This is a genomic window from Marinobacter sp. OP 3.4 (assembly GCF_036224885.1).
Taxonomy (GTDB): domain Bacteria; phylum Pseudomonadota; class Gammaproteobacteria; order Pseudomonadales; family Oleiphilaceae; genus Marinobacter.
This window is the reverse complement of the sequence record NZ_JAVVLT010000003.1, coordinates 1-21372: the sequence shown is the minus strand read 5'-3', so window position 1 is coordinate 21372 and position 21372 is coordinate 1. Positions and strand designations below refer to the sequence as shown.

At 57.7% G+C, this 21372-nt stretch carries 22 protein-coding genes; 12 read left to right on the top strand and 10 right to left on the bottom strand.

Translation table 11 applies throughout. The features are described from left to right. The first annotated feature begins 242 nt into the window (after positions 1–242). From RO069_RS22065 to RO069_RS00295, 4 genes are all read left to right on the top strand, one after another. Positions 243–533, top strand: coding sequence for an HNH endonuclease signature motif containing protein (locus tag RO069_RS22065; protein WP_442915314.1), 291 nt, complete (start codon positions 243–245; stop codon positions 531–533). Positions 534–648: 115 nt separating this feature from the next. Then, positions 649–1302 (top strand): hypothetical protein, encoded by a 654-nt coding sequence (locus RO069_RS00305; protein ID WP_328184507.1) that lies wholly within the window; start codon positions 649–651, stop codon positions 1300–1302. Between the two features lie 46 nt (positions 1303–1348). Beyond that, positions 1349–1660: a hypothetical protein gene (locus RO069_RS00300; protein ID WP_328184505.1), complete on the top strand. Its 312-nt coding sequence runs from the start codon at positions 1349–1351 to the stop codon at positions 1658–1660. Positions 1661–2500: 840 nt separating this feature from the next. After that, positions 2501–2860 carry a helix-turn-helix domain-containing protein gene (locus RO069_RS00295; RefSeq protein ID WP_328184503.1) on the top strand — a complete coding sequence of 120 codons (360 nt, stop codon included), beginning with the start codon at positions 2501–2503 and terminating at the stop codon, positions 2858–2860. Between the two features lie 40 nt (positions 2861–2900). Here RO069_RS00295 and RO069_RS00290 read toward each other — a convergent pair whose 3' ends face one another. The 5 genes from RO069_RS00290 to RO069_RS00270 form a co-directional block, all read right to left on the bottom strand. Further along, positions 2901–3254: a hypothetical protein gene (locus RO069_RS00290; protein ID WP_328184501.1), complete on the bottom strand. Its 354-nt coding sequence runs from the start codon at positions 3252–3254 to the stop codon at positions 2901–2903. Positions 3255–3257: 3 nt separating this feature from the next. After that, complete coding sequence (locus tag RO069_RS00285) at positions 3258–4259, bottom strand: hypothetical protein (RefSeq protein WP_328184499.1); 1002 nt, start codon at positions 4257–4259, stop codon at positions 3258–3260. A 293-nt stretch (positions 4260–4552) separates the two neighbouring features. Beyond that, positions 4553–4999 carry a YybH family protein gene (locus RO069_RS00280; protein ID WP_328184498.1) on the bottom strand — a complete coding sequence of 149 codons (447 nt, stop codon included), beginning with the start codon at positions 4997–4999 and terminating at the stop codon, positions 4553–4555. A 25-nt stretch (positions 5000–5024) separates the two neighbouring features. Next, positions 5025–5777, bottom strand: coding sequence for a glutathione S-transferase family protein (locus RO069_RS00275; RefSeq protein ID WP_328184496.1), 753 nt, complete (start codon positions 5775–5777; stop codon positions 5025–5027). Next, positions 5774–6202, bottom strand: a complete 429-nt coding sequence (locus RO069_RS00270; protein WP_328184494.1) for a DoxX family protein — start codon at positions 6200–6202, stop codon at positions 5774–5776. The genes RO069_RS00275 and RO069_RS00270 overlap by 4 nt, the downstream gene beginning before the upstream one ends. A gap of 128 nt (positions 6203–6330) precedes the next feature. Between RO069_RS00270 and RO069_RS00265 the strand changes: the two genes are divergently transcribed. Further along, the gene (locus RO069_RS00265) at positions 6331–7197 is read left to right on the top strand and encodes a LysR family transcriptional regulator (RefSeq protein WP_328184492.1); all 867 of its coding nucleotides are present in this window, start codon (positions 6331–6333) and stop codon (positions 7195–7197) included. A gap of 57 nt (positions 7198–7254) precedes the next feature. Here the strand turns inward: RO069_RS00265 and RO069_RS00260 are convergent, their stop codons facing one another. Continuing rightward, the gene (locus tag RO069_RS00260; RefSeq protein WP_328184491.1) at positions 7255–8580 is read right to left on the bottom strand and encodes an SCP2 sterol-binding domain-containing protein; all 1326 of its coding nucleotides are present in this window, start codon (positions 8578–8580) and stop codon (positions 7255–7257) included. Positions 8581–9090: 510 nt separating this feature from the next. Between RO069_RS00260 and RO069_RS00255 the strand changes: the two genes are divergently transcribed. Further along, on the top strand, positions 9091–11442 hold the full coding sequence (locus tag RO069_RS00255) for an alkaline phosphatase D family protein (RefSeq protein ID WP_328184490.1): 2352 nt from the start codon (positions 9091–9093) through the stop codon (positions 11440–11442). 49 nt (positions 11443–11491) lie between these two features. Further along, complete coding sequence (locus tag RO069_RS00250; RefSeq protein ID WP_328184489.1) at positions 11492–11848, top strand: hypothetical protein; 357 nt, start codon at positions 11492–11494, stop codon at positions 11846–11848. A 227-nt stretch (positions 11849–12075) separates the two neighbouring features. Here RO069_RS00250 and RO069_RS00245 read toward each other — a convergent pair whose 3' ends face one another. Genes RO069_RS00245 through RO069_RS00235 form a run of 3 tightly spaced genes read right to left on the bottom strand, consistent with a single transcriptional unit; the run spans position 12076 to position 13263 of the window. Then, positions 12076–12501 (bottom strand): DUF6691 family protein, encoded by a 426-nt coding sequence (locus RO069_RS00245; protein WP_328184488.1) that lies wholly within the window; start codon positions 12499–12501, stop codon positions 12076–12078. A gap of 1 nt (position 12502) precedes the next feature. Beyond that, positions 12503–12937, bottom strand: coding sequence for a YeeE/YedE family protein (locus RO069_RS00240; RefSeq protein WP_328184486.1), 435 nt, complete (start codon positions 12935–12937; stop codon positions 12503–12505). Next, positions 12934–13263, bottom strand: a complete 330-nt coding sequence (locus RO069_RS00235) for an ArsR/SmtB family transcription factor (protein WP_328184484.1) — start codon at positions 13261–13263, stop codon at positions 12934–12936. The genes RO069_RS00240 and RO069_RS00235 overlap by 4 nt, the downstream gene beginning before the upstream one ends. A gap of 95 nt (positions 13264–13358) precedes the next feature. On the opposite strand from RO069_RS00235, the gene RO069_RS00230 reads away from it, so the two are divergent. From RO069_RS00230 to RO069_RS00210, 5 genes are all read left to right on the top strand, one after another. After that, entirely contained in the window at positions 13359–14219 is an 861-nt protein-coding gene (locus tag RO069_RS00230) for an MBL fold metallo-hydrolase (protein ID WP_328184483.1), read from the top strand. A gap of 243 nt (positions 14220–14462) precedes the next feature. Beyond that, positions 14463–15443, top strand: a complete 981-nt coding sequence (locus RO069_RS00225; RefSeq protein WP_328184481.1) for a TAXI family TRAP transporter solute-binding subunit — start codon at positions 14463–14465, stop codon at positions 15441–15443. Between the two features lie 89 nt (positions 15444–15532). Next, positions 15533–17713, top strand: coding sequence for a TRAP transporter permease (locus RO069_RS00220; RefSeq protein ID WP_328184480.1), 2181 nt, complete (start codon positions 15533–15535; stop codon positions 17711–17713). A gap of 88 nt (positions 17714–17801) precedes the next feature. Continuing rightward, positions 17802–19613 carry a sensor histidine kinase gene (locus RO069_RS00215; protein WP_328184478.1) on the top strand — a complete coding sequence of 604 codons (1812 nt, stop codon included), beginning with the start codon at positions 17802–17804 and terminating at the stop codon, positions 19611–19613. Further along, positions 19610–20962 (top strand): sigma-54-dependent transcriptional regulator, encoded by a 1353-nt coding sequence (locus RO069_RS00210; protein WP_328184476.1) that lies wholly within the window; start codon positions 19610–19612, stop codon positions 20960–20962. The genes RO069_RS00215 and RO069_RS00210 overlap by 4 nt, the downstream gene beginning before the upstream one ends. Before the next feature lie 114 nt (positions 20963–21076). On the opposite strand, the gene RO069_RS00205 is transcribed toward RO069_RS00210, so the two are convergent. Further along, positions 21077–21331: a hypothetical protein gene (locus RO069_RS00205; RefSeq protein ID WP_328184474.1), complete on the bottom strand. Its 255-nt coding sequence runs from the start codon at positions 21329–21331 to the stop codon at positions 21077–21079. Positions 21332–21372 lie beyond the last annotated feature (41 nt).

The following is a 21372-nucleotide window of genomic DNA, read 5'->3' as shown; positions in this document are numbered from 1 at the left end:
GGATTATTAAAATCAGGCGAAATAGCCAACTGGACAACTAGGCTGACAGAGGGGGGGATAAGGACTCATTCAATTGCTCTGTCTGTGGAAATTTAATGCGGGAGTGGAATGATACACATTGTCCAATGTTTGAGTTAAAGCAGAAGGGACAACTGCCTCCAGATCATCAAGCATAGGGTTGTTCGCAAGTGCCGGTTTGCACCAAGTGCGGTGGTAGCAGATTCAACGCGTGTAATCGCTGCATGGATTGCCGCAATGCTCGTGCACGAATGCGAAAACAGCGTATGAAGGAAAATGGTGGCTCCCACACGAAGCGGCAGTGGGAGCAATTACTGGCTGATAGCCCCGCTTGTGCCGAGTGTGGTCGTAGTTGGTCCGAAATCCCGCCTCGCCCCGACAAACGATATCGGTACACTTGGACAAAAGGACATAAAGTTCCGGTCTATCACGGTGGGACAGATGATATCTCCAATATTCAAGCTGAGTGCTATCAATGCAATTTCAAGAAAAATGCGGGTCGCTTGAAGCCATAACCAATGCAGGCACGGCGACGCCCATTACATTGCGCCTTCGGCTCCATTCCATGGGCGCGCATGCTGCAGGCGTTAGCGCTCAATCCTACAACAACCGATATGCGGAGAATCAGTAATGGGCCTGAATGACATAGCGACAGTTCTCAGCGGTTTCTCCACTGTCGTAATAGCGCTCCTTACTGTTTTTCTATGGCGTGAAAATCGGTTGCTACGAAAAGCCGGCTCTGAGCCGAGTTTAGTTGCATACTTTGAGCCGCACCCAGATGGAACAGGTGGCTTGAATATTTCAATCGTCAACGTAGGTACGGGCCCGGCAAGAAATGTTCACTTTCAGTTCCTAGGTGAACCGGAGGATTTTACCAACTACGACCTGATTTTAGATTGCAGCATAAAGAGAGGTCCTATAACTCTTATTCCGCAAGGAGAGAAAATCTCAATATTGTTTGCTATCGGCTTCCAATTATTCAAACCGAAAAAAGCAGATTCGAAGGAGCCGATGCCCCCTTTCAAGGTTCGCTTGGAATGGACTAGCTTAGATGGAAGCAATTCGAAATGCGAAGATTTTCTTTTGGACGTGAAGCCCTATGCTGATCTGCCAGGTTTTATAAGTAAGCCTTACCTACTCAAGATCGTTGATTCCATAGATGGGGTAGGACAGAGCGTGTACAAACTAAATCAAGATGTCAGAAAGTTATCAAATCTGATCGAGGCTAATTCTCTAGAGAATCCACGAGTGCAGAAATTCAAAGGAAATAATGAGTCTTTCTAAAATGCGTTAGCTGTAAATCAATTTCTGGAAATAAGGGGACAAGTCTATGAGTATCATTGTAAAAACTAGCAATCCATCAGGCCTCCTGAAGAAAATTAAGAAAGCGATTGACGATAACGAAGTACGCTCTTGGTCTTACGATAAAGATGGCGATTTTACCCATGACTCTGAGCAGTGGTCGAAGAAGGCGTGGCTTCGCCCAAAAACGGAGGATGGAGAGTTGAGGCTAACGATCATTCCGCCGAAAGATACGAAAATATCCAGTCAAGTATATGGTTTGTATCATGGTCGCTTTATAGACATGCTTTTAACCCATTTTGACTCTCAGTTTACAACTGCTACGGCTACTACTCCTTAGGCAGGCTCAGCTAACAATACGTGCCAGTCGGACAGTTTGTTCCGCGGCTCTTTTATGCTGGACGCTACGCTAGCACAAAGCGCCACTCCACAAACTGCCGCTGCACTCAGCGTTAAGAGTTGGAGGGTAGAGTTTTGAGGTGCATCTTGTTGTTTTGCGCTCTGTTTCCAAATTTTTGCTACGCGGTAATCGATAACGAAGTTAGAAATTTATCCGGTGGAGGCTCCTCCAGCGGTTTGGGAATGTTCATTGGGGCTATTATTTCCATTGCGTTATTCGTTGGAACAGTGAAATTATTCGCCAACCTCGCATGGAACGCTGGCATAAAAAGACGAGTCAACATTCCGAACGGAGACCTCAATCTCAGGGTTGCAAACTGCCTGCTAGATTATGAAGGTGGCGTAGACATGAACACTTGGGTTACGCGAGAGGAATATGATCGCGTGCAGCGGGAAGTGGGGCGCCTAAACCGTATACAGCAAGAAGATCTTGCCAAATATTACGAGGCACTAAATGAATTGGAGCAACCATCAAAGCGCTCTTAACAATTAGTTCCAGTTCGTTCCAGGCCCGGAGGGCCTTCCACCGGACAGCCTTGTCGCCGCTTCGCTCTGCCAAGGCTGCCGCTGAACAACGGCGTTGAGGCTGTAGAAAAAGGTCGAAGGCCTACCTTGAGTCGAAATTGATCGATAAATAAGCTAAATATAGGGCCTATTCTTGAAATCTGGAATACTCATGGCCGAAAACGCATCCAGATTTTACGTAGGGGCACGACCAAAAATAGGGGCGGGACTTTTTCTACGGCCTAGTTAAATTCAGGAATTTTCGGGATAGCTAAGGATGAATACAAGTCTAGCGTTGCGAGAAAACATCAAGAAGCTGATGGCCATGAAAGGTTTCAGTCAGAAAACGTTGGCTAACAACTCGGGCGTAAGTCAGAAGACCATTAGCAATCTCGTCGCCAACAACGGGGTCCTGAAATCTCCGGCTGTTTCCACCGTGGAATCAATTGCTCGTGGTCTTGGCGTGAGCCCAGCCGAGCTCTTGAATTATCAAAGTATCGCTGCTCCCCCAGCAGAAGACGATCCATATCGCGACCTTTCGTGTTTAATCCGTGATTTTATGGCGGCAGATTCAGAAGGAAGAAAGGCAATTCTGCGGGTCGCCCGCAACGAAGCCATTCATGCAAAGCAAATTTAACAAGACACTGTAGTGCGCGGTGGTGTTCAGGCTCCGACCCTCACCCAAAATCAAAGATCACGGCAGCGAATACCAACAGCACGAAGCCATGCCCGGCAACCATGAAGACCCAGGCCCGGAGCCGGTCAGCCCTCGTTGTATATCGCTTTACATCCGATGTTTTGAGCTGACGGTTGTCTACATCAGTAAAGAAAAATTCTGGTAATGCGACAGCGTATGCGTACCATACCAGCCGCCCACCAACCCCATCCCACGGGCAGGGACGGGGCTTGCCTTCTGCCATGATGGCTTTCTCGATTCTCGCCATGGACAAACGACCAAAAACCAGCCAGGAAACCATGACCGTTAGCAGGCACCCGGCGAACACAAATGCAAATATAAGCTCTCCATCCATGCGTCAGTCGCCCGTAAAGTAGTCGTAGATTCTTCCAAAAAGGTTCTGGCCACGCTCGTCAGCTTGATACGCGGCGTAAGCACCAACGGCAACTGCGGAGCCAATCATCAGTGCCCATCCCCAGGGTGTGGCTGCCAACGCGACTCGGGCCATAGTCATGGCTACCGTTTTGCCGGTGACAAACCCTGCTGAGGTGGCGCCAGCCAGGCCGCCGGTTTGTGCAACGAGTTCCCGCTCCCACTCTTCTTCATTCCGGTAGCTTTGGTAAACCTTGTTAGCCCTGAATCCCACATCCGCCACAATGATGCCACGTCCGGCATATTGCAGGCCCTGAGAAAAACGGCTGACAGCCTGGCCTTCATGCATGTCGGCGACATGAATCCCACGTCCCTTATGCCGTTCAGCCAATGTGACACCGCGATCGGCTCCGGTGATCGCGGTACCTTTGTTCTTGCCAAAGTCAGAACCCGGAGCCAGTCGTTGTAGTTCTTGCTGGAAGTAACGGTTAAGCCGCTCGTAGGCCGATTGAACGTTTTGCCTCAGCTGGGTTTTCGTCTGAGCAGGGCCCCGTCCCACTCGTGAGAACTCGTTCAGTTTTACGAGCGCATCCTGGTACTGACTCAGCGCATTCATAAAACTGTTCGTCCTGGCACCAAGAATTGTGGCGCCCATACCTGCAGCCGAGTTGGTACTGCTGGCATTGTCCGGATTTAGTTGACTTTGAACCCACTCGACAAATAACGCCAACCGCACCGTATCTTGCCCATGCTGGTCCACACAGCAGCCAAGCCGCTGTCTGGACTTCTCGGGTAGGCTATTAAGCATATTGCTAACTGCCTGATCCTGCGGGCTCGGATCAATCGCGAGACAGTAGGCATAGTCCTTGGATACGGACTGACAGCCAAACATCGCTTGACGAGCTCTCGCGTAGTCGTCGAGGGCTGCTGACGGTTCACAAAAATCAGAGAGGGTGGACGAGTGTCGGGGGATGACGATATCCGTCATGGTGAGGCTCCTGTATCTATCCTTGAAATTGCACTATTTCAGAGGACTGCCATGAATCTTGAAATAGAAGCGTCCTGATGCCGCATGTCCTGAAGCGAACGTCCGAACAACGTCTCTGGTCCGGTCTACGAGCTGCCAAAAGTATTCCATACCCATCTACGTCCGGCAACCTTCTGTCTCAACGTAACGGTGAGCTGCAGATCGTCGTCGGTTCAGGTGGGCTAGCAGGGATCGCCAGTGGTCACCACCACGCTCCTGCATAGCCGCTTCGTTGTCACACACCAGTTGGGACCTTAACTGACCCGTACCGGCTCATGCCCCGGCTGCCACTCCATGATCAGTGACATGTCTTCCGGATTGAACGGGCAGGAAAAGTGTTCATGCACAATCCGCCATTGCTCTCCATCCCGCTGCCACACCTGGGTACCGCGCATCCAGCCACCCTGTTTCTCGCCGTCGACCATCGCGCCACAGTGAGTCAGGCTATGGGCCACGGCCAGCGAATCGGACGCCTCCACCTTCAGGTCGTACATTTCGAAAAAGGGATCGCCGGGGCAGCATTCCATGCATGTTTTCCAGTGCTCCCGGTACGCCGCTGTCCCTTCCACCTGCAAGGCAAGAATGGCATCAAACGAACGAATGTTGGGGTGATACAGCGCCATGACCGCATCCACGTCATTGTTGGCGGCAGCCTCCAGCCAGCGCAAGGAGAGGGTTTTGATGGTAGTTTCGATATCCATGATCGGGCTCCCTGGTTAGATTGACTCATTTATGAGTCGCATGGGGGAAGGCCTTTTCGACAGCGCCGGCGGATTTTTTGTGCGACGTCGCATGGATCTGTTCATTGACGGCACCGGCAAGCAGAGACGACATATAGCTGTGTCGATCCCGGACAAAGGTCAGCAGGCGTTGGGGGTAGTCCTTGGTCACCGCCTGCTGGACGGATTCACGGGCCCTCAGGTGCGCCCGCCAGGCTTCAAGTTTCCTCCCGCTCGGAAGACAGGCGATATCCAGTGCGGTTTCGAACACATCGAAATATCTGAAAACGGGGCCGTAAACGGCGTCAATGAGACAGAATCGGTCCCCACTGAAATAGGGGCCATCGCCCAGGCGCTCGTCCAATGCCTCGAAACGGCATCTCAAGGTGTCGCAGGCGGTGTTGAATGCCTGCTCCGTCGGTGCGCTGTACAGTCGGGCGATCTCGCTCAGCAGGCTGGAGCCGAATTCGATCCATGAGCGATGACTGGCGCGTTCCCATGGGTCCTCCGGATGCAGGCTTCCCGGCGTTGCCTCATCCAGGTATTCGCAGATCACGGCTGACTCAAACAATGTCCCCCGATCACCGGCCACCAGCACCGGTACCTTGCCAAGAGGGGATACCTGTCGGAACCAGTCGGGCTTGTTGGCCAGATCGATATCGGTGCGACGGTAGGGCACGCGTTTCTCATGAAGGACGATAACCGAACGCTGGACGTAAGGGCATAGTGTATGGGTGATCAGTTCGAACTCCGCCTTCATGGGTGAACCTCCCTGCCACCAGCCATGGACTGCCAGGCGGTGAGTGAATACCTTCCGTCTCCCAGGCAGGCCTGGACTCCAGCCATTGCGCTCAGGAAAAGCGGGTATTCCCAGCCTCCGCCGTTGTTGGTGAACAACCAGCCATTGCCCAGATGCACCCAGGTGGCACCCAGCAATACCGGCATGACCACCACAGCCCAGAGTCGGCTATGCCAGCCCAGGATCAGGGCCGCACCGGAGACCATTTCGACCAGGAACACGATGTACGCCAGTGGGCCAGGCAAGCCGACGCTGACGAAGAACTCGGCAGTGCCGGCGAGGGTGAACACCATCATCTTCAGGTACAGGCTGTGGGCCAACAGTACCAGGCCAAGGGCCCACCTGAGCACGAGTGCGGCGGTATCTGCGGTTAGTCTGTCAAACATGGTGTTGTCTCCTTTCAGTCAGTGTCGGGACCAGTATCGCGCTTGCATAGTTCGATTGGAATTGGCAATAATGGAAGCCAATCTTGCAACTTTGCAAGGCATCGAATCTGCAGAAAGGAGGGCAGCAGGTGGACTGGAATGCCCTGAAGGTGTTTCTGGCTGTCGAGCAGGCCGGTTCGCTGGCCGGTGCGGCCCAGGTGTTGGGCGTGAACCCTTCAACGGTTTTCCGGCGGCTGAATGCCTTTGAAAAGGATGTTGGAGCGCGTCTGTTTGAGCGTCTTCCGGGAGGCTATGCCCTGACCCCGATGGGGGAGGAACTGAGGGACATCGCCAACCGTGTTGATGGTGCCTTCAATGACATGGAGCGAAGAATTGTCGGCCGTGATGTCCAGCCATCCGGCAAAGTCCGGATAACCGCTCCCAATAATCTTGCCTACCGATACCTGCCGGACTACCTCGCCGGCCTGAACCGGGACTATCCCGATATTACGGTGGAACTGCTGGTGAGCAACCAGGAAGTGAACATGAGCACCCGTCAGGCTGATATCGCCGTTCGGGTAACGGAAACGCCCCCGGAGCATCTGGTGGGGCGCAAGGTTCGTTCCATTGGCTGGAGCGTATACGCCAGCCAGGCCTACCGGGAGAACCATGGAGTTCCCGCCAGTCTTGAGGATTTGCAGTACCACAAGCTCATTGGTGCCAGCGGGGGGATGCAACATCTGCCGGCTTTCGTCTGGCTGGAACGCAAGCTCGCCCATTGTATCGGGGCCCGCAGTGATGATCTGGTGGCGATGTCATGGCTGGCCCAGAGTGGCCATGGTCTGGCGTTGCTGCCTGATGATCAGCAAAGGCCGGAACTGGAGGCCCTGTTCACGTTCCCGCCTGGAAGATCCTCGGAGCTATGGTTGCTGACCCACACCGACCTGCGTCACGTGGAGCGCATAAAACTGGTCATGCGTTATCTGGCGGACGCTTTTATGGAAGCCGAACTTTAGGTCGGAGAAGGCCCGATAGTGGTTCCGGCCGGATGAGCACGTCCCGCCCCAGCCGTTTCAGACAAAGCACTTCCCAAAAGCCCGAAATAGTGTCATGTCCCCTTTGACCCGAACCTTTCGGAGCGAGAGGGCGGCCAGCACGTTGTACTCGCGGGAGACGACCTTGAGCCAGGTTGCCGAGTCGGCGGTTACCGCGATGTCTGCTTCCCCCACATGGTCGCGTTCGATGGTGAGTTGGCTGTCCTTTATCTCGATCGTGGCCTGGATTTTCTCCTCGCCGGTAAAGGTCCAGTGGTAGCGGGCATCCACCCCTTTGGCCCGGCCCCGCTGGAAGCTGAGTGGCATCATGCGCAGGAGCATGTCCACGGACTGCGGACGAATCTGTGGGCGAACCCGTTTGATTTCCTTGTGGGGGAACCGTTGCACGGCGTGTTTTTCGGCGTCCGAGTAGGGGAGCACGTAGACGGTTTCATCCTGTTCCGTTAATGGCCGCAATACCTGCTTGACGTAACTCTTCTTGTCTTCGAGGAAGGGATTGATGGCGTCCTCGCCAGCCGGGCATACGGCCAGGCAGTACGCCGCCTTGTACCCGGGCTTGAAGGACAGGGATTGCCAGATGGAGGCGGTCTCCCCATCGGAGAAGCGCTTGCGGTAGTCCTTGGCGCTCCTGGCGTCGGCGAGGGTATGGACCCAGTCGCCGAAATTGCCCAGGAACTCACGGTAGTTATGGGTGAAACAGCTCATGAAGTCGAAGCCGCCGTCGGTCTTGATGGCACCCACGGGGCAGGCCGCTACGCACAGGTTGCAGCCCAGGCAGGGGTTGTAGTCGATCGGTTTGTCGTAGGCGGTGGCTTCCTCGCCGATGAGTATGGTGCCCAGGAGCACGAAGCTGCCGAATTTCGGGTGAATGACGTTCCGGTGCAGGCCGATCATTCCCAGCCCGGCTTCCACCGCAACCGGCTTGTGGGACACCATCCAGCCGCGTCCGGGAAGCTGCACCTCCATGGGAAAGGCGGCGACGGCATTGCAGGCGGGGATGTTTTTTGCCTCCAGTGCACGGACGATTCGTCGGGCGGTGTCGTTAACATCGTCGTATACAGCGTGGAATTCCTGATTGGCGACGGAGCGGGCGGGCGAGCGCACCGGTTCCCGGTTCATCCTGATAACGAACGACAGCAGTGACTTCGCCGGCTCGAACACTTTGCCGATATAGGGACGGTCCATTTCCAGCGCTGGGCGGCTGACCTCCACCAGGCCGACATCGTCGGCACCGCATTCCATGGCCAGGTCCTTCAGGAAAGTCGCGTCAATCGGACCTGAGGGTTTTTGAGGGGCGCCGTTGGCGCGAACCTTTACAACCGTAGGGTGTTTGTCCATCTTCATGCTGGCCTCCGGGGCTGTGGGTTGAACCAGGAAACATCGAGTGCAAGGCACTTGGCGCTCCGGTGGATCGTCTTCCATTCGGGGCGGTCGTTCAGTGGCCTCTTTATATTTCGACTATAATATTATGACCGTAATATAATTTATGCAAGAGATGGAGGAAGAGAAAAGCCAGTGCGATCACGGTGAGGGCCGGTAGGGAATGCGCCTACTGAAGGACCAGGGCGAACCATCGATTGGCGTACAACGGTTTGCTACCCGTGTGTCGTATGATCCGACTCTTGTGGCGTGGCTCACCCTGAACTAGCTTCGTACTACTAAGGGCGTTCCGGTATCAGGCCAGTCGGAGCGCGGACGAACGGCAGGGCGATTGACCACGTTGGGCATTGCCGCCGGTCAGAGCGTTACTTGGCGATAACGTGGTTTACTCAGGACGCTGATGGCGACTGGCGGGGTCGACTCGCCGCTGCAAAGGGACCATCTGGACCCATCAGGGAAAGGGGGGGACCTCTCATGCAGGTGACCATCAGCTGTATCGACTTCCTGGCCGGCGACCCCGTCGACGGGTGTGATGTCACATGTGAGGTGACATTACAGCCGCGCTTCATCGAAATCATCATCGAGTCGAACGACGACGGTGGTGGTCGGCCCGTACCAACACTACTGGCCGACGATGATGTCCCCGACATCGAAAGCGGTGGTGGGCTCACCCTCGGTGAAGGGACCACGTTGCCCGAGCAGCGGGCGACCACCGGCGAGGATGGCGTCGTGACATTCTCCTTCGACGTCGCTGCCGACATCGACCGGCTCCAGGCCCAGCACGGGGACAAACCCCACTTCCATGACATCGCGGTGCTGCTTGCGTTCACCGGCCGGATCGCGGGTCTGGTGCGAACCTCCCCCCGTGTGCTGTCGACCACGAGCACCAAGCTGTCATCGGGTGACGTGGACCTCGAACGGATCATCGTTGTTGATCTTGCCAAAGCGATTGTGGGCCATACCACCGGTCGGACGGCCAGGTTGTGGTTCCAGCTGCACCCGGACCCGTTGCCAGGGCGACGCTACGAGTGCGAGATTGATGAGGGTGCGGGATCCGGAGAACCGCTGCAGGTCCTTCCGGTTGAGTTCGACGGCTCGAACGCCAATACCTTTGTTGTGGACGCCTCCGGACTCACGCCCGGCCACACCTACCGTTACCGGCTCCTGTTGCGGCCGGAAGCGTCCCGGGAGCCTCGCGCCGGCAAGCGGCTCAGCGAGGGTTTCTTTCGCACGGCCGCGGAGTCGTCGGACCTCACCTTCTACTTTGGCTCCTGCCACAAGCCGGTCAACACCGATGCCTATGATTCCGCTCGGGATATGCGACTCTGGCGCCGCCTTGCCCGCCGCGACGATGCCGACATGTTGTTGCTTCTCGGGGACCAGGTATACGGAGACAGCATCCCCGAACCCGGTGATGGCGAACGGTGGCTCGACGGTTACATGCGACAGTACAACGCCTTCTGGACGTTCCAGCCGGTTCGCGATGTTATCGGGCGCATCCCCACGTATATGATCCCGGACGACCACGAGGTCACCGACTCTTGGGGGTGGGATGACGGAATCAGCGACGAACGCATTGCCGGTGGTCTGGAGGCTTTCCGCATCTTCCAGCTTGCGCACGGACCGACCGGACGCGAGGGCGCCATCCACTATCATTTTCGTCGCGGTCCGGTGGCCACCTTCATGACCGACGGTCGCACCGCCCGGCGGGATGATTCCGAAGCTCCGGTCCTCGGTCGGGTTCAGTGGTCGGCAATGGAACGATGGGCCGCCTCCCAGGAAGTCACCGACGCCGATGTGGTGGTGATTGGCTGTGCCGTGCCGCCGGCCCTGCTGCCGGTGGAGCAGCTTGAGGACGTGCCCGAGGGCGGTGCCACTGCCGTTGGATCGATCCTGGGCGCGACGGTCGGGTGGGGCCTGGGCGGACCGGTTGGCGCGGCGGTTGGGGCGATCGTGGGTGGTGCCGGGGCCAACATCGTCTACGACGCTGTAAATGAAGACATCGGCACCGTTTTCAATGCCACCGACGCCTGGACGTGGCAGTCGAACCAGCCGGATCTGAAACGCCTGCTCGATTTCGCCTTCGACCTGGCCAACGACACCATCGGAGGACGTAATGGCGAGCATCCCCGTCTGGTGCTCATCCTCGGTGGTGATGCCCATATCGGGGCCATCCACCAGATCACCTCCGATCACGCCGGCGGGGCCATCGACCATAGCCGGAACCCCCGGGTGTTGCAGCTGACGAGCTCGGCGATCGCTCGCAATCCACTGGACAGCAAAACGATGATCGGGCTGCTGGAACATTTCGGCGAGGACTTCACCCTGGACTCAGAGCAGGGCGAGCACTACCGGGCGGAGCGGCTCGGGCTGTTGCTGCACCAACGTACGCTCGGTCGACTGCAGATAGAAAGAGTCGGTTCGGGACGCACTTACCGGCTTCACGCCACCGTTGAGGGCGAAGCCAACAGCCTCAATCACCTGGTGGAAGTCGACCTCGACGCCGATCAGGTGGAATGGAACGAGCTGATCGGACAGATCGTCGCCACCCGCGGTGTACCCACACTGTTGCGGGTCCATGAGATCGGGGACGCCATCGGCGGGCCGTCCAACCGGCTGGAGGAGGTGGAAGTCGTCTTCCAGCTCGACGGCCAGCCCGGAAGCTGGTTTGGCTTTCCGCTACGGCGCGACGCCGATGAACCCATGTCCCGGGGAATGCTCGATACTGTACGGACCGCCTTCAATATCGGGACCCCGGTCCGGGTGGCCTACCGACGCACAGGACCGACCAACGGCGAGGCAATCCGGGTAACCGCGCAGCCCTGATGGGCGGTGGTCACCGGGAGGAAAGACAGCAATCAGGAGGACACGCATCATGGCACTGGTTATCAGGCAGGGACAACTCGAGTCGCTACGGGTTAACGAGCGCGGCGACCGGTTTGGTGGCAGTGGGGACAACATCACTGCCGAAGTTATCGTGCAACTGGCTGGCGACGACGGGGCCTACGGCTTCCGGCTCCTTGATGATGAAGATCGTCCCCTCCGGCAGGGCTATCTCGATTTGTTGCGGGACGCGCTGGCCTATGGGCACAACGTCAGATTGGATGTCGAGATCGATGAGGGCAAAACCAAAGGCATCATCATCCGCCTGACCCTCGAAGCGCAGCCCGACCAGCCGGGCCCGGCCTCCCCGAGGCTGCGGGACGCCGTGGTGACACGCGACCATCGGTAATCGCCTGGACGGGCTGTTGCGTTATCAACGATCGACGTGTGTGCGGTGCCCGGTGATACCTCGGTTGACGTGAATGCTGATCCGATCAGCGACAAAGCTGTCTCCTACGGCGAATGGCAGGATCTTACACTAGCTTCTCAGGGGCAGGCAGGACTAAAATCTGACAACATTAATATGGTACGCCCCTAAATCGGGCATCCTCCCACCTGTGGCGGATCAGCTTGGCCTCAGGTGGCACGGCGTTGCTCCAGTATTTCAAACAGCCCCATACCTGCCAGCATTGCGACGACGAACACCATAGCCTTGAGTTCGCCCGCTCCCAAGGCCACCAGGGCGGGCCCCGGGCAGAAGCCGGCCAGGCCCCAGCCCACGCCGAAGCCCAGTCCGCCCAGAATCAGGCGCTTGTCCAGGTGTGTGGCGGTGGGTAGACGCAGGGGCGCGCCCAGCCATGAGCGGTTCCGGCCCCGGGCGAGTCGGTAGCCCACCAGGCCGACGGCTACCGCGGCCCCCATCACCAGTGCCAGGGAAGGATCCCAGGCGCCGGCCAGATCCAGGAAGGCCAGCACCTTGGCCGGATTGGCCAGGCCGGATATCAGCAGGCCCAGGCCGAACACCAGGCCGGTGATCAATGCGGAAACAAGGTGGCGGTTCATATCAGCTCCCCAGCAGATGACGGACGACGTAGACGGTGGCAAAGCCGGTGGCCATGAAGCAGAGGGTGGCCACCAGGGAGCGCGGCGACAGCCTGGAGATCCCGCAGACCCCGTGCCCGCTGGTGCAGCCGCTGCCGTACCGGGTGCTGATGCCTACAATCAGGCCGGCGATTACCAGCATTGGGTAGTTGGCGGCGATGGTCAGTTCCGGCGCCGCCAGCGCCAGCGTCCAGATCATGGGCGCCAGCAACAGGCCGGCGACGAAGGCCAGCCGCCAGCCGATATCGCCTGCCTGTGGTCGCAGCAGGCCACCCACAATGCCGGAGATGCCGGCAATGCGACCGTTGAGTAGCAGGAACGCCACCGCCGCGAGGCCGATGAGCGCCCCGCCGGCGAGGGCCGATAACGGGGTAAATGCATTCCAGTCCACCGTCATGATATTTCTCCCTGGGGTTGGCAATACAGTTCATAGAGCGTCTGGAGCAGTGCCAGCACGCTTTCGTCGGCAATCCGGTAGTAGATATGCTTGCCCTGACGCCGGGTGGCCACCAGTTCTTCCCGACGCAGCACACCGAGTTGCTGGGACAGGGTAGGCTGGCGAATGGCCAGCCGTGTTTCCAGATCGCTCACGCACAGTTCCTCCTGACTAAGCTGGCAGAGCAGCAGCAGCCGGTCCTCATGTGCCAGCAGCCGCAGTATGGCGGTGGCTTCACTGGCATTCTCGCGCATCTGGGCCACGCTCAGGTGGGAAGTATCAGCCATTCGGTCATCTCTCTTTACGACAATAATATATTGTCAGGTATTATATCTGAAAGTATATTGATTGTATCGCCGGACCGGAATACAGGAGAACCCTCATGCGTCCCCAAGTAGAAGCCTTCCTCGACCCGGACACCGAGACCTGGAGTTACGTGGTGTTCGAGGGCACGGGTGGTCATGCGGCGGTTATCGATCCGGTGCTGGATTACGATCCGAAAGCGGGCCGGACCAGCACCGCAGGTGCCCAGCGTCTTGTGGACTTTGTGAAGCGGCACAATCTCAACGTGGACTGGGTGCTGGAGACCCACGCCCATGCCGACCATCTCTCCGCGGCGCCCTTTGTGCGTGATCAGGTAGGGGGCCGGCTGGCCATCGGTGAGCACATCCGTGAGGTGCAGGAAACCTTCCGCGAGGTGTTTAACCTGGAGAAGGAATTCCTCTGCGACGGCAGTCAGTTCGACCATCTGTTCAGCGACGGCGAGACCTTTTCTGTCGGCGAGCTGGAAGGCCGTGTGATTCATGTGCCCGGCCATACCCCGGCGGACATGGCCTGGCTGATCGGTGACGCCCTTTTCGTGGGGGACACCCTGTTTATGCCGGATGGTGGCACGGCTCGCTGCGATTTCCCGGGGGGCGATGCCGGCACCCTGTATCGCTCTATCCAGAAGTTGCTGGCCTTGCCCGAGCAGACCCGCGTATTCGTCTGTCATGACTATCCTGGCGATCGGCGGGAGTACGCCTGCCAGACCACCGTCGGTGAGCAGAAACACCACAACATCCATATCCGCGACGGTGTCAGCGAGGCAGAATTTGTCCGTATGCGGGAGGCGAGGGATGCCACCCTGGAGATGCCGCGTTTGATACTGCCCTCGGTGCAGGTGAATGTCCGGGGCGGGAATATGCCGCCACCGGAAGGCAACGGGGTAAGCTACCTTAAAATTCCCGTCAACCGGTTGTGAGGGTGCAACACCTGTGACACCTCGTAAAGGCCAATCACTATGTGTGAATGTCCACCCATTTATGGGCTGAGTGAGGGGTGGAGTTTGACTCATTCTGGCAGGTCCGCTCAGCCTGGAACTCTCTAACGTATCGTCATGTAAGAACTTTTCGTTACTGGCGCACGTCTTGCTCCACAGTATCGCCTGAGGGCCAACGGGCCCCTTTCAGCACCCAACAAACACAACGATACGGGAGCAGTCATCATGAGAATCCAAGCCATCGTGGCGGCAGCGACCGCCTGTTCTGTTCTTGCCGCGACCCCTGTGGTTGCCCAGGACAGATCCGGCTGGCCAGAGAGTTTCACCGTGGGCACCGCCAGTCAGGGTGGTACCTATTTCGCCTACGGTTCCGGCTGGGCCAATTTTATCGCCGAGAATCTGGACCTCTCCGGTGGTGCCGAGATCACTGGCGGCCCCATGCAGAACATGGCGCTGGTACACACCGGGGACCTGAAGTTCGGTCTGACCACGATGGGCCCCGCCCGGGAGTCCATGGAAGGTAGTAGCCCGCTGGCTCCGGGAATGAAGATGGACAACGTCTGTGCCATGTTCCCGATGTACCAGACGCCATTCTCCATTACGACCCTGAGCAGTTCCGGTATTACGTCGATCGCTGATATTCCGGAGGGCGCCACCATCGGTTTTGGTCCCGCCGGTTCTACCTCCGACACTTACTTCCCCCGCATGATGGAAACCCTTGGTGTGGACTTTGAGCGCCGCAACGGCAGTTGGTCCGACCTCGGTGGACAGCTCCAGGATGGCCTGATCGACGTGGTGGCCTTTGCCGCCGGCATCCCAATCCCCGCTGTCAGTCAGTTGGAAGTTCAGACGGATGTGAACATCATCGGTATGAACGACGAAGAAGCGGAGAAAATTACCAGCAGCTTCCCGGTGTCCGAGTTTGTTATCCCGGCCAGTACCTACCAGTCCCTGGATGAGCCCTCCCGGGTTGTCTCCATGTGGAACTTTTCCATTGCCAACTGCGATGTGCCGGAAAGTCTGGTGTATGAAATGGTCAAGCTGACCATGGAGAACCACGACAAGATGGTGTCGATTCACAAGGCGGCAACCACATCCGTTCCTGAAAACTACAACAAGAACACCGTCCTGCCCTGGCACCCGGGGGCAGCACGCTGGTTTAACGAGAACGGCTACGAGATTCCGGAAGACCGGATTCATAACTAATCAACCTTTCTGGAAAGGGGGTGCGCCCGAGTGCGCCCCCTTCAAACCGGCTCCGGATCGGACTGGCTTCTCTGCTCGCAGGTAGAATCATGTCGACTGAACACGAAACACAACACTCTCCCGGGATTCCCGGGGATGAGGACCACGTCCTCGCCCATAACGTTGACGAGGAGCCGGTTGAGGCCAATCGTCGACTGTTCACGGGTTGGTTGCTCAAGCTGGTTACCCTCCTGACGATTGGCTATTCGGTGTTCCATCTGTACACGCTGAATATTGCTCCGCTGGAAACCTGGTCATTCAGGATTGTGCACGTGGCTGGTGCGCTGCTGCTCGGGTTCACTCTGTACGCCGGTGCCCGCTTTGCCACGCCGGAGGAGGGTGGCATACGGCATCGCTGGACCACCTGGATTGCAGCGGTTGTCATGCTGCCCGCCCTCTACTCGCTGTACCAGGGGTTTGCGTTCTATGGCATGTTGAATGACGGCGCGATGCGCATTGCGCCGGAGGTGGAAACCTGGCATTTCGGTTGGCCACTGCTGGTTGCCACGACAGGTGGTATTATCGCGTCATGGTTTCATCAACGTGACCGTGCCCGTTTCAGCATGCCGGACCTGGTATTGATCGTTTGTTCGATATCGGTCGCGGTGTATCTGCTGGTGGTGTTCAATACATCCATACGGATGTCCACCGGCACGTCTTTTGCGCCGATTGGTATCTCATTTGCCGCGGTGGCCGGCACCGCGCTGATCCTTGAGCTGACCCGACGGGTAGCGGGCATGTCGCTGGTCGTCATAGGGTTGGTGTTTCTGGCCTATGTGTTTGCCGGTCCGTATCTCCCGGGCTTCCTGGGGTATCCCGGGCTTTCCGTGCAGCGTTTCTTCAGTCAGGTGTATACCGACGCCGGTATCCTTGGACCAACCACGGCGGTGTCATCCACTTACATCATCCTGTTCATTATCTTTGCGGCGTTCCTGCAGGCATCCAAGGTGGGCGACTACTTTGTGAACTTTGCCTTTGCGACTGCCGGGCGTTCCCGGGGTGGACCCGCCAAGGTGTCCATCTTTGCGTCAGGTTTGATGGGCATGATCAATGGCACCAGTGCCGGTAATGTGGTGTCCACGGGCTCACTGACTATCCCGCTGATGAAAAAGGTGGGCTACAGGAAGACCTCGGCTGGCGCGGTGGAGGCTGCGGCGTCCACCGGTGGTCAGATCATGCCGCCGATCATGGGGGCGGGTGCGTTCATCATGGCGGAAATCACCGGCATTCCCTACACCGAAATTGCCATTGCCGCGATCATTCCGGCCATCCTGTACTTCGCCTCGGTCTATTTCATGGTGGATTTCGAAGCCGCGAAGACCGGTATGAGGGGTATGCGCGAAGATGAACTGCCCAGGTTCTCTCGCCTGGTCAAGCAGGTTTATCTGTTCCTTCCGATCATTATTCTGGTGGTGGCGCTGTTCCAGGGGTATTCGGTGATCCGGGCCGGTACCTTGGCGACGGTTTCCGCCGCCGTGGTAAGCTGGTTTTCACCTAACAAGATGGGCGTTCGCGACATTTTCCATGCGCTGGATATAGCGGCGTTGATGTCGATCCAGATCATTGTAGTGTGCGCCGCGGCCGGCATTATCGTTGGGGTCATCTCCCTGACCGGTGTTGGCGCGCGATTCTCAGTGCTGCTACTGGATGTGGCACAGGCCTCTCACCTGCTGGCATTGGTGTTTGCCATGTTCATTTCCATACTGCTGGGAATGGGCATGCCGACCACGGCGGCGTACGCCGTCGCGGCCTCGGTCGTCGCGCCCGGCCTGGTACAGCTGGGTATTGAGCCGCTGACCGCCCACTTCTTTGTGTTCTACTTTGCCGTGGTGTCGGCCATCACGCCGCCGGTCGCCCTGGCGTCCTACGCCGCCGCCGGTATTTCCGGTGCCAACGCGATGGCAACATCGGTGGCGTCATTCCGCATTGGCATTGCCGCCTTCATCGTACCGTTCATGTTCTTCTACAACGGAGCGCTGCTGATGGAAGCCGGTTGGTTTGAAATTGCCCGCGCGCTGGTGACGGCTATCATTGGGGTATACCTGTTATCTGCCGGGGTGATGGGATGGTTTGGTGGAATGGCTGGTAACTGGCCGGTCCGGCTGCTCCTCATCGTGGCGGCCTTGCTGACCATTGAGGGCGGAATCTGGACGGACCTGACCGGTCTTGGTCTGGCTGTCATGGCCTGGCTGATCCAGCGCAAGCGAGCGCCGGATGTTGCACCAGTATGAACATGCCTGCCTCCGGGCGGAACTGCCGGTGCCTGTTGGTCCGGTTGTTCCGTGGCAGGCTAGATCTTTTTCGTCGGAAGCCTGATGCATGTCCCACCGACTTAGTGCTGTATTGATCCTGCTTCCCGTCCTGGTGGTCTTTTGGGTGCTCGGTGGCTGGTACGGGTTGCACCAGTTGGAGCAAAACAGCCTGCAGGAGTCGTTTCGTTACCAGCAGTTGATCGCAAGCGAGCTTAAACGCTACTTGCCACTGCCCGGGATGGTCGCTGAACATCCGGTGCTGGCGAGCGCACTGCGTCACCCGGATGACGATGCCGTGCTGCTCCAGGCCAACCGGCAGATGCAAAAGATGGCGGAAATTGTCGGTGGCTCTGATGTCTACCTGATGGATCTTTGCGGCCTCACCATCGCCGCCAATAACTATGCACAGCCGGACAGTTTCGTAGGCAATAACTATTCCTTTCGGCCGTACTTTCAGGAGGCCATCAGTAACGATGGGCCAACCGCCTACTTTGCGCTGGGAACCCAGTCACGGCAGCGGGGGCTGTATTTCTCACACCCGGTCCGGGGTCAGCGGGGCCGGATGCTGGGTGTGGTGGCGGTCAAGGTTCTGGTGAATGAGCTGGAGTCCCAGTGGCACCGTCCTGATGCCCAGCGTAAATCCGAGATGGTTGTGTTGGATGGTGAGGGCATTGCCTTCCTCAGCAGCAATCCCGATTGGGTCTACAGGGATTTCGAAGCCGGCGATGGCCCACTGTCTGCGGAGCTACGTCAGCGCTACCCGGGCAGGGAATTGAGACCGATCGAATGGGAGAAGCGTGACCGGCCATGGGTGCTCGCCGCGAACTCGGCGTTGGTGGATATTGCTGGCTCTGGCAGGGCGACAGAGTACCTCAGTGTACGCACTGAGCTGCCACGACTGGACTGGAGTTTGCAGGTAATGGTGGGGACCCGGTCGGTAACACTCAGCCGCCTTGGCTTCGCGCTGGGAGGACTGGCGCTTTATCTGGCGGGCTTCTTGACCTGGCTGTACCTGCGTGAACGCTACCGCCGTGAACGGGAACTGGCCATCAGGGGGGAACAGCTTGAGCGCCGCGTGACCCAGCGCACGGAAGATTTGCAACGGTCCAACGACCAGTTGATGGAAGAAATTCAGCAGCGGGAACGGACCCGTAATGAGCTGAGGGAGACCCAGCAGGAGCTGATCCAGGCCGCTAAACTGGCGGTACTGGGGCAGATGTCGGCAGGGCTCAATCATGAAATGAATCAGCCGCTCACGGCGATCCAGGGGTATGCCCGCAACAGCCGGAAGTTCCTGCAACGGGGCGCAACGGAAACGGTGGATGCCAATCTTTCCGAGATTATAGGGTTGTGTGAAAAAATGGCCGAGATGATCCGCCAGTTCAAGGTATTTGCCCGCAAATCCGAGGGTCCTCCCTCTACGGTGGATATGCGCATGGCGGTAGATGCCGCGCTGAAGATCATTCGTGCCCAGAGCAGCAGCGAAGGTGTCGATATCCGCTGGCATCGCCCGGATCAGCCGGCCATGTGCCACGGCGACCTGAACCGCATTGAGCAGGTCATGGTGAACCTGCTGGCCAACGCGGTACAGGCAGTGGAGACTCAGGATCAGCCAAGGATCACGATCGACCTTGAGGCGGAGTCGGACTACTGGCGTTGCACCGTTCGTGACAATGGCCCCGGGCTGTCGGGGGACACTGAGCAGGTTTTCGAGCCCTTCTTTACCACCAAGTCGATGAAGCAGGGCCTCGGCCTTGGGCTTTCAATATCACGACAGATTGTCGATGCTCTGGGCGGGACCCTGACCGGGCAGAATCGGGTTGATACCACGGGTGCGGAATTCGTGCTGAAACTGAAGCAGCGGAAGACGACAGAATGACGGAGCCTTCGGTAATTTTCGTTGATGATGACCCGGATATTCGCCCGGTTATGGAGCAGACGCTTACCCTGGAAGATCTGTCTGTGGCCTGCTTTGGGGATGGTGCGTCGTCCCTGAAACGGATATCGCCGGCGTTTGCGGGGGTGGTACTTTGCGACTACAACATGCCCGGCATGGATGGACTGGAGTTGCTGAAACGGATCCGTGCCATCGATGAAGACATTCCCGTGATCCTGCTCACTGGCCAGGGTGACATCAGCACGGCCGTCACAGCGATGCAGCTTGGGGCCTATGATTTCATTGAAAAGCCCTTTGATCATGACGGACTGATCGAACTGTTGGGTCACGCCCTGGAGAAGCGACACCTGGCGCTGGAGAATCGTCGACTCAAGGTCCAGTTGCGTCAGTTGGCCAGACCGGGGCCGAGGATACTGGGCGACTCGGCGGCCATGCGCCAGGTAATGGCCACTATTGATCCTATCCTGGATATTTCCGCCAATGTCCTGCTGCAGGGCGATACCGGGTCTGGCAAGGATGCGCTGGCCCGGTACATCCACGAAAACAGCCCGAGGCGAGGTCATAACTTTGTTGCCATTAACTGTGGCGCAGTGCCCGAAAACCTGATCGAAAGCGAACTCTTTGGCCATGAACCGGGGGCGTTTACCGGTGCGGACAAGCGGCGTATCGGGAAGATAGAGCACGCCCACCGGGGGACGTTGTTCCTGGATGAGGTGGAGAGTATGCCTTTGCCGCTGCAGGTCAAGCTGTTGCGGGTTCTGGAAGAGCGAAGGATAGAGCGGCTGGGCAGCAATGATGTACTGGACATTGATGTTCGTATTATCGCCGCCACCAAGGCCGATCTTAGGGCACTTGGCGAATCCGGAGAGTTCCGGCTGGACCTGTTCTACCGGCTTAACGTGATGAAAGTCGATATTCCTTCCCTGAAAGAGCGCAAGGAAGATATCCCGGTGCTTTTCCATCACTTCGTATTGATTGCGGCTGCTCGCTATGACCGCGAAAGCATCCCACTGGATGCTGAACAGGCAGCACGTTTGATGGAACACCCCTGGCCGGGAAACGTTCGGGAACTGAGGAATCTGGCCGAGCGATACGTACTGCTGGGCCCTGCCGCTCTTGACGAAACGCGAGCACAGGGCCAGGAGAACGTGCCTGGCCGCCGCACACTGCCAGAGATGATGGATGCTTTCGAGCGCTCAGCCATTGTCAGCGCCTTGAACGCCTGTCAGGGCAGCATCAAGGACACCATGGTGCAGCTGGGGATTGCCCGCAAGACGCTTTATGACAAGATGAAAAAGCATGGTCTGGACAAGTCGGAATTCAAGGATTGAGCCTTGGACCCTGGCTGTCGCTCCGGCCCAACCTGTCATCTGGCGCGGATGGAAGCCCAAAAAAAACCCCAACCGTCTGGGCTGGGGTTTTTAATGCGCTAAAGCTAACAGCGATCAGTTATTCACCAACCAACGGTTGGCGTAATCACGCACTACTTCACCCGGCTCGCCACCAGTACCGCCGATGGGGGCGAAGTGGGTGCCGGACGTTGTCTCCTGGCTGTAGCGAGTCGAGTTACGACGGCAGTTGCTGGCATTGAAAGGCAGTGCCGGTGCCAGTACGTCACCGGTGCTGAAGATGCAGACAACGTCAACGTCGCTAGCCACGGGACGATCAATCTGGGTGGTGTAAACGGCGGCGATTTTCAACCCAGTTGTCCAAATGACCGCATTTAAGCAGCCAGTTTATT

What these genes read in the sequence shown, in the direction of transcription:
- RO069_RS00260 (WP_328184491.1), bottom strand. Translation starts at nt 8,580, where the DNA reads ATGAAGATGGACAAACACCCTACGGTTGTAAAGGTTCGCGCCAACGGC.
- RO069_RS00285 (WP_328184499.1), bottom strand. Translation starts at nt 4,259, where the DNA reads ATGACGGATATCGTCATCCCCCGACACTCGTCCACCCTCTCTGATTTT.
- RO069_RS00235 (WP_328184484.1), bottom strand. Translation starts at nt 13,263, where the DNA reads ATGGCTGATACTTCCCACCTGAGCGTGGCCCAGATGCGCGAGAATGCC.
- RO069_RS00230 (WP_328184483.1), top strand. Translation starts at nt 13,359, where the DNA reads ATGCGTCCCCAAGTAGAAGCCTTCCTCGACCCGGACACCGAGACCTGG.
- RO069_RS00210 (WP_328184476.1), top strand. Translation starts at nt 19,610, where the DNA reads ATGACGGAGCCTTCGGTAATTTTCGTTGATGATGACCCGGATATTCGC.
- RO069_RS22065 (WP_442915314.1), top strand. Translation starts at nt 243, where the DNA reads ATGGATTGCCGCAATGCTCGTGCACGAATGCGAAAACAGCGTATGAAG.
- RO069_RS00240 (WP_328184486.1), bottom strand. Translation starts at nt 12,937, where the DNA reads ATGACGGTGGACTGGAATGCATTTACCCCGTTATCGGCCCTCGCCGGC.
- RO069_RS00220 (WP_328184480.1), top strand. Translation starts at nt 15,533, where the DNA reads ATGTCGACTGAACACGAAACACAACACTCTCCCGGGATTCCCGGGGAT.
- RO069_RS00275 (WP_328184496.1), bottom strand. Translation starts at nt 5,777, where the DNA reads ATGAAGGCGGAGTTCGAACTGATCACCCATACACTATGCCCTTACGTC.
- RO069_RS00225 (WP_328184481.1), top strand. Translation starts at nt 14,463, where the DNA reads ATGAGAATCCAAGCCATCGTGGCGGCAGCGACCGCCTGTTCTGTTCTT.
- RO069_RS00290 (WP_328184501.1), bottom strand. Translation starts at nt 3,254, where the DNA reads ATGGATGGAGAGCTTATATTTGCATTTGTGTTCGCCGGGTGCCTGCTA.
- RO069_RS00255 (WP_328184490.1), top strand. Translation starts at nt 9,091, where the DNA reads ATGCAGGTGACCATCAGCTGTATCGACTTCCTGGCCGGCGACCCCGTC.
- RO069_RS00300 (WP_328184505.1), top strand. Translation starts at nt 1,349, where the DNA reads ATGAGTATCATTGTAAAAACTAGCAATCCATCAGGCCTCCTGAAGAAA.
- RO069_RS00250 (WP_328184489.1), top strand. Translation starts at nt 11,492, where the DNA reads ATGGCACTGGTTATCAGGCAGGGACAACTCGAGTCGCTACGGGTTAAC.
- RO069_RS00270 (WP_328184494.1), bottom strand. Translation starts at nt 6,202, where the DNA reads ATGTTTGACAGACTAACCGCAGATACCGCCGCACTCGTGCTCAGGTGG.
- RO069_RS00305 (WP_328184507.1), top strand. Translation starts at nt 649, where the DNA reads ATGGGCCTGAATGACATAGCGACAGTTCTCAGCGGTTTCTCCACTGTC.
- RO069_RS00295 (WP_328184503.1), top strand. Translation starts at nt 2,501, where the DNA reads ATGAATACAAGTCTAGCGTTGCGAGAAAACATCAAGAAGCTGATGGCC.
- RO069_RS00245 (WP_328184488.1), bottom strand. Translation starts at nt 12,501, where the DNA reads ATGAACCGCCACCTTGTTTCCGCATTGATCACCGGCCTGGTGTTCGGC.
- RO069_RS00280 (WP_328184498.1), bottom strand. Translation starts at nt 4,999, where the DNA reads ATGGATATCGAAACTACCATCAAAACCCTCTCCTTGCGCTGGCTGGAG.
- RO069_RS00215 (WP_328184478.1), top strand. Translation starts at nt 17,802, where the DNA reads ATGTCCCACCGACTTAGTGCTGTATTGATCCTGCTTCCCGTCCTGGTG.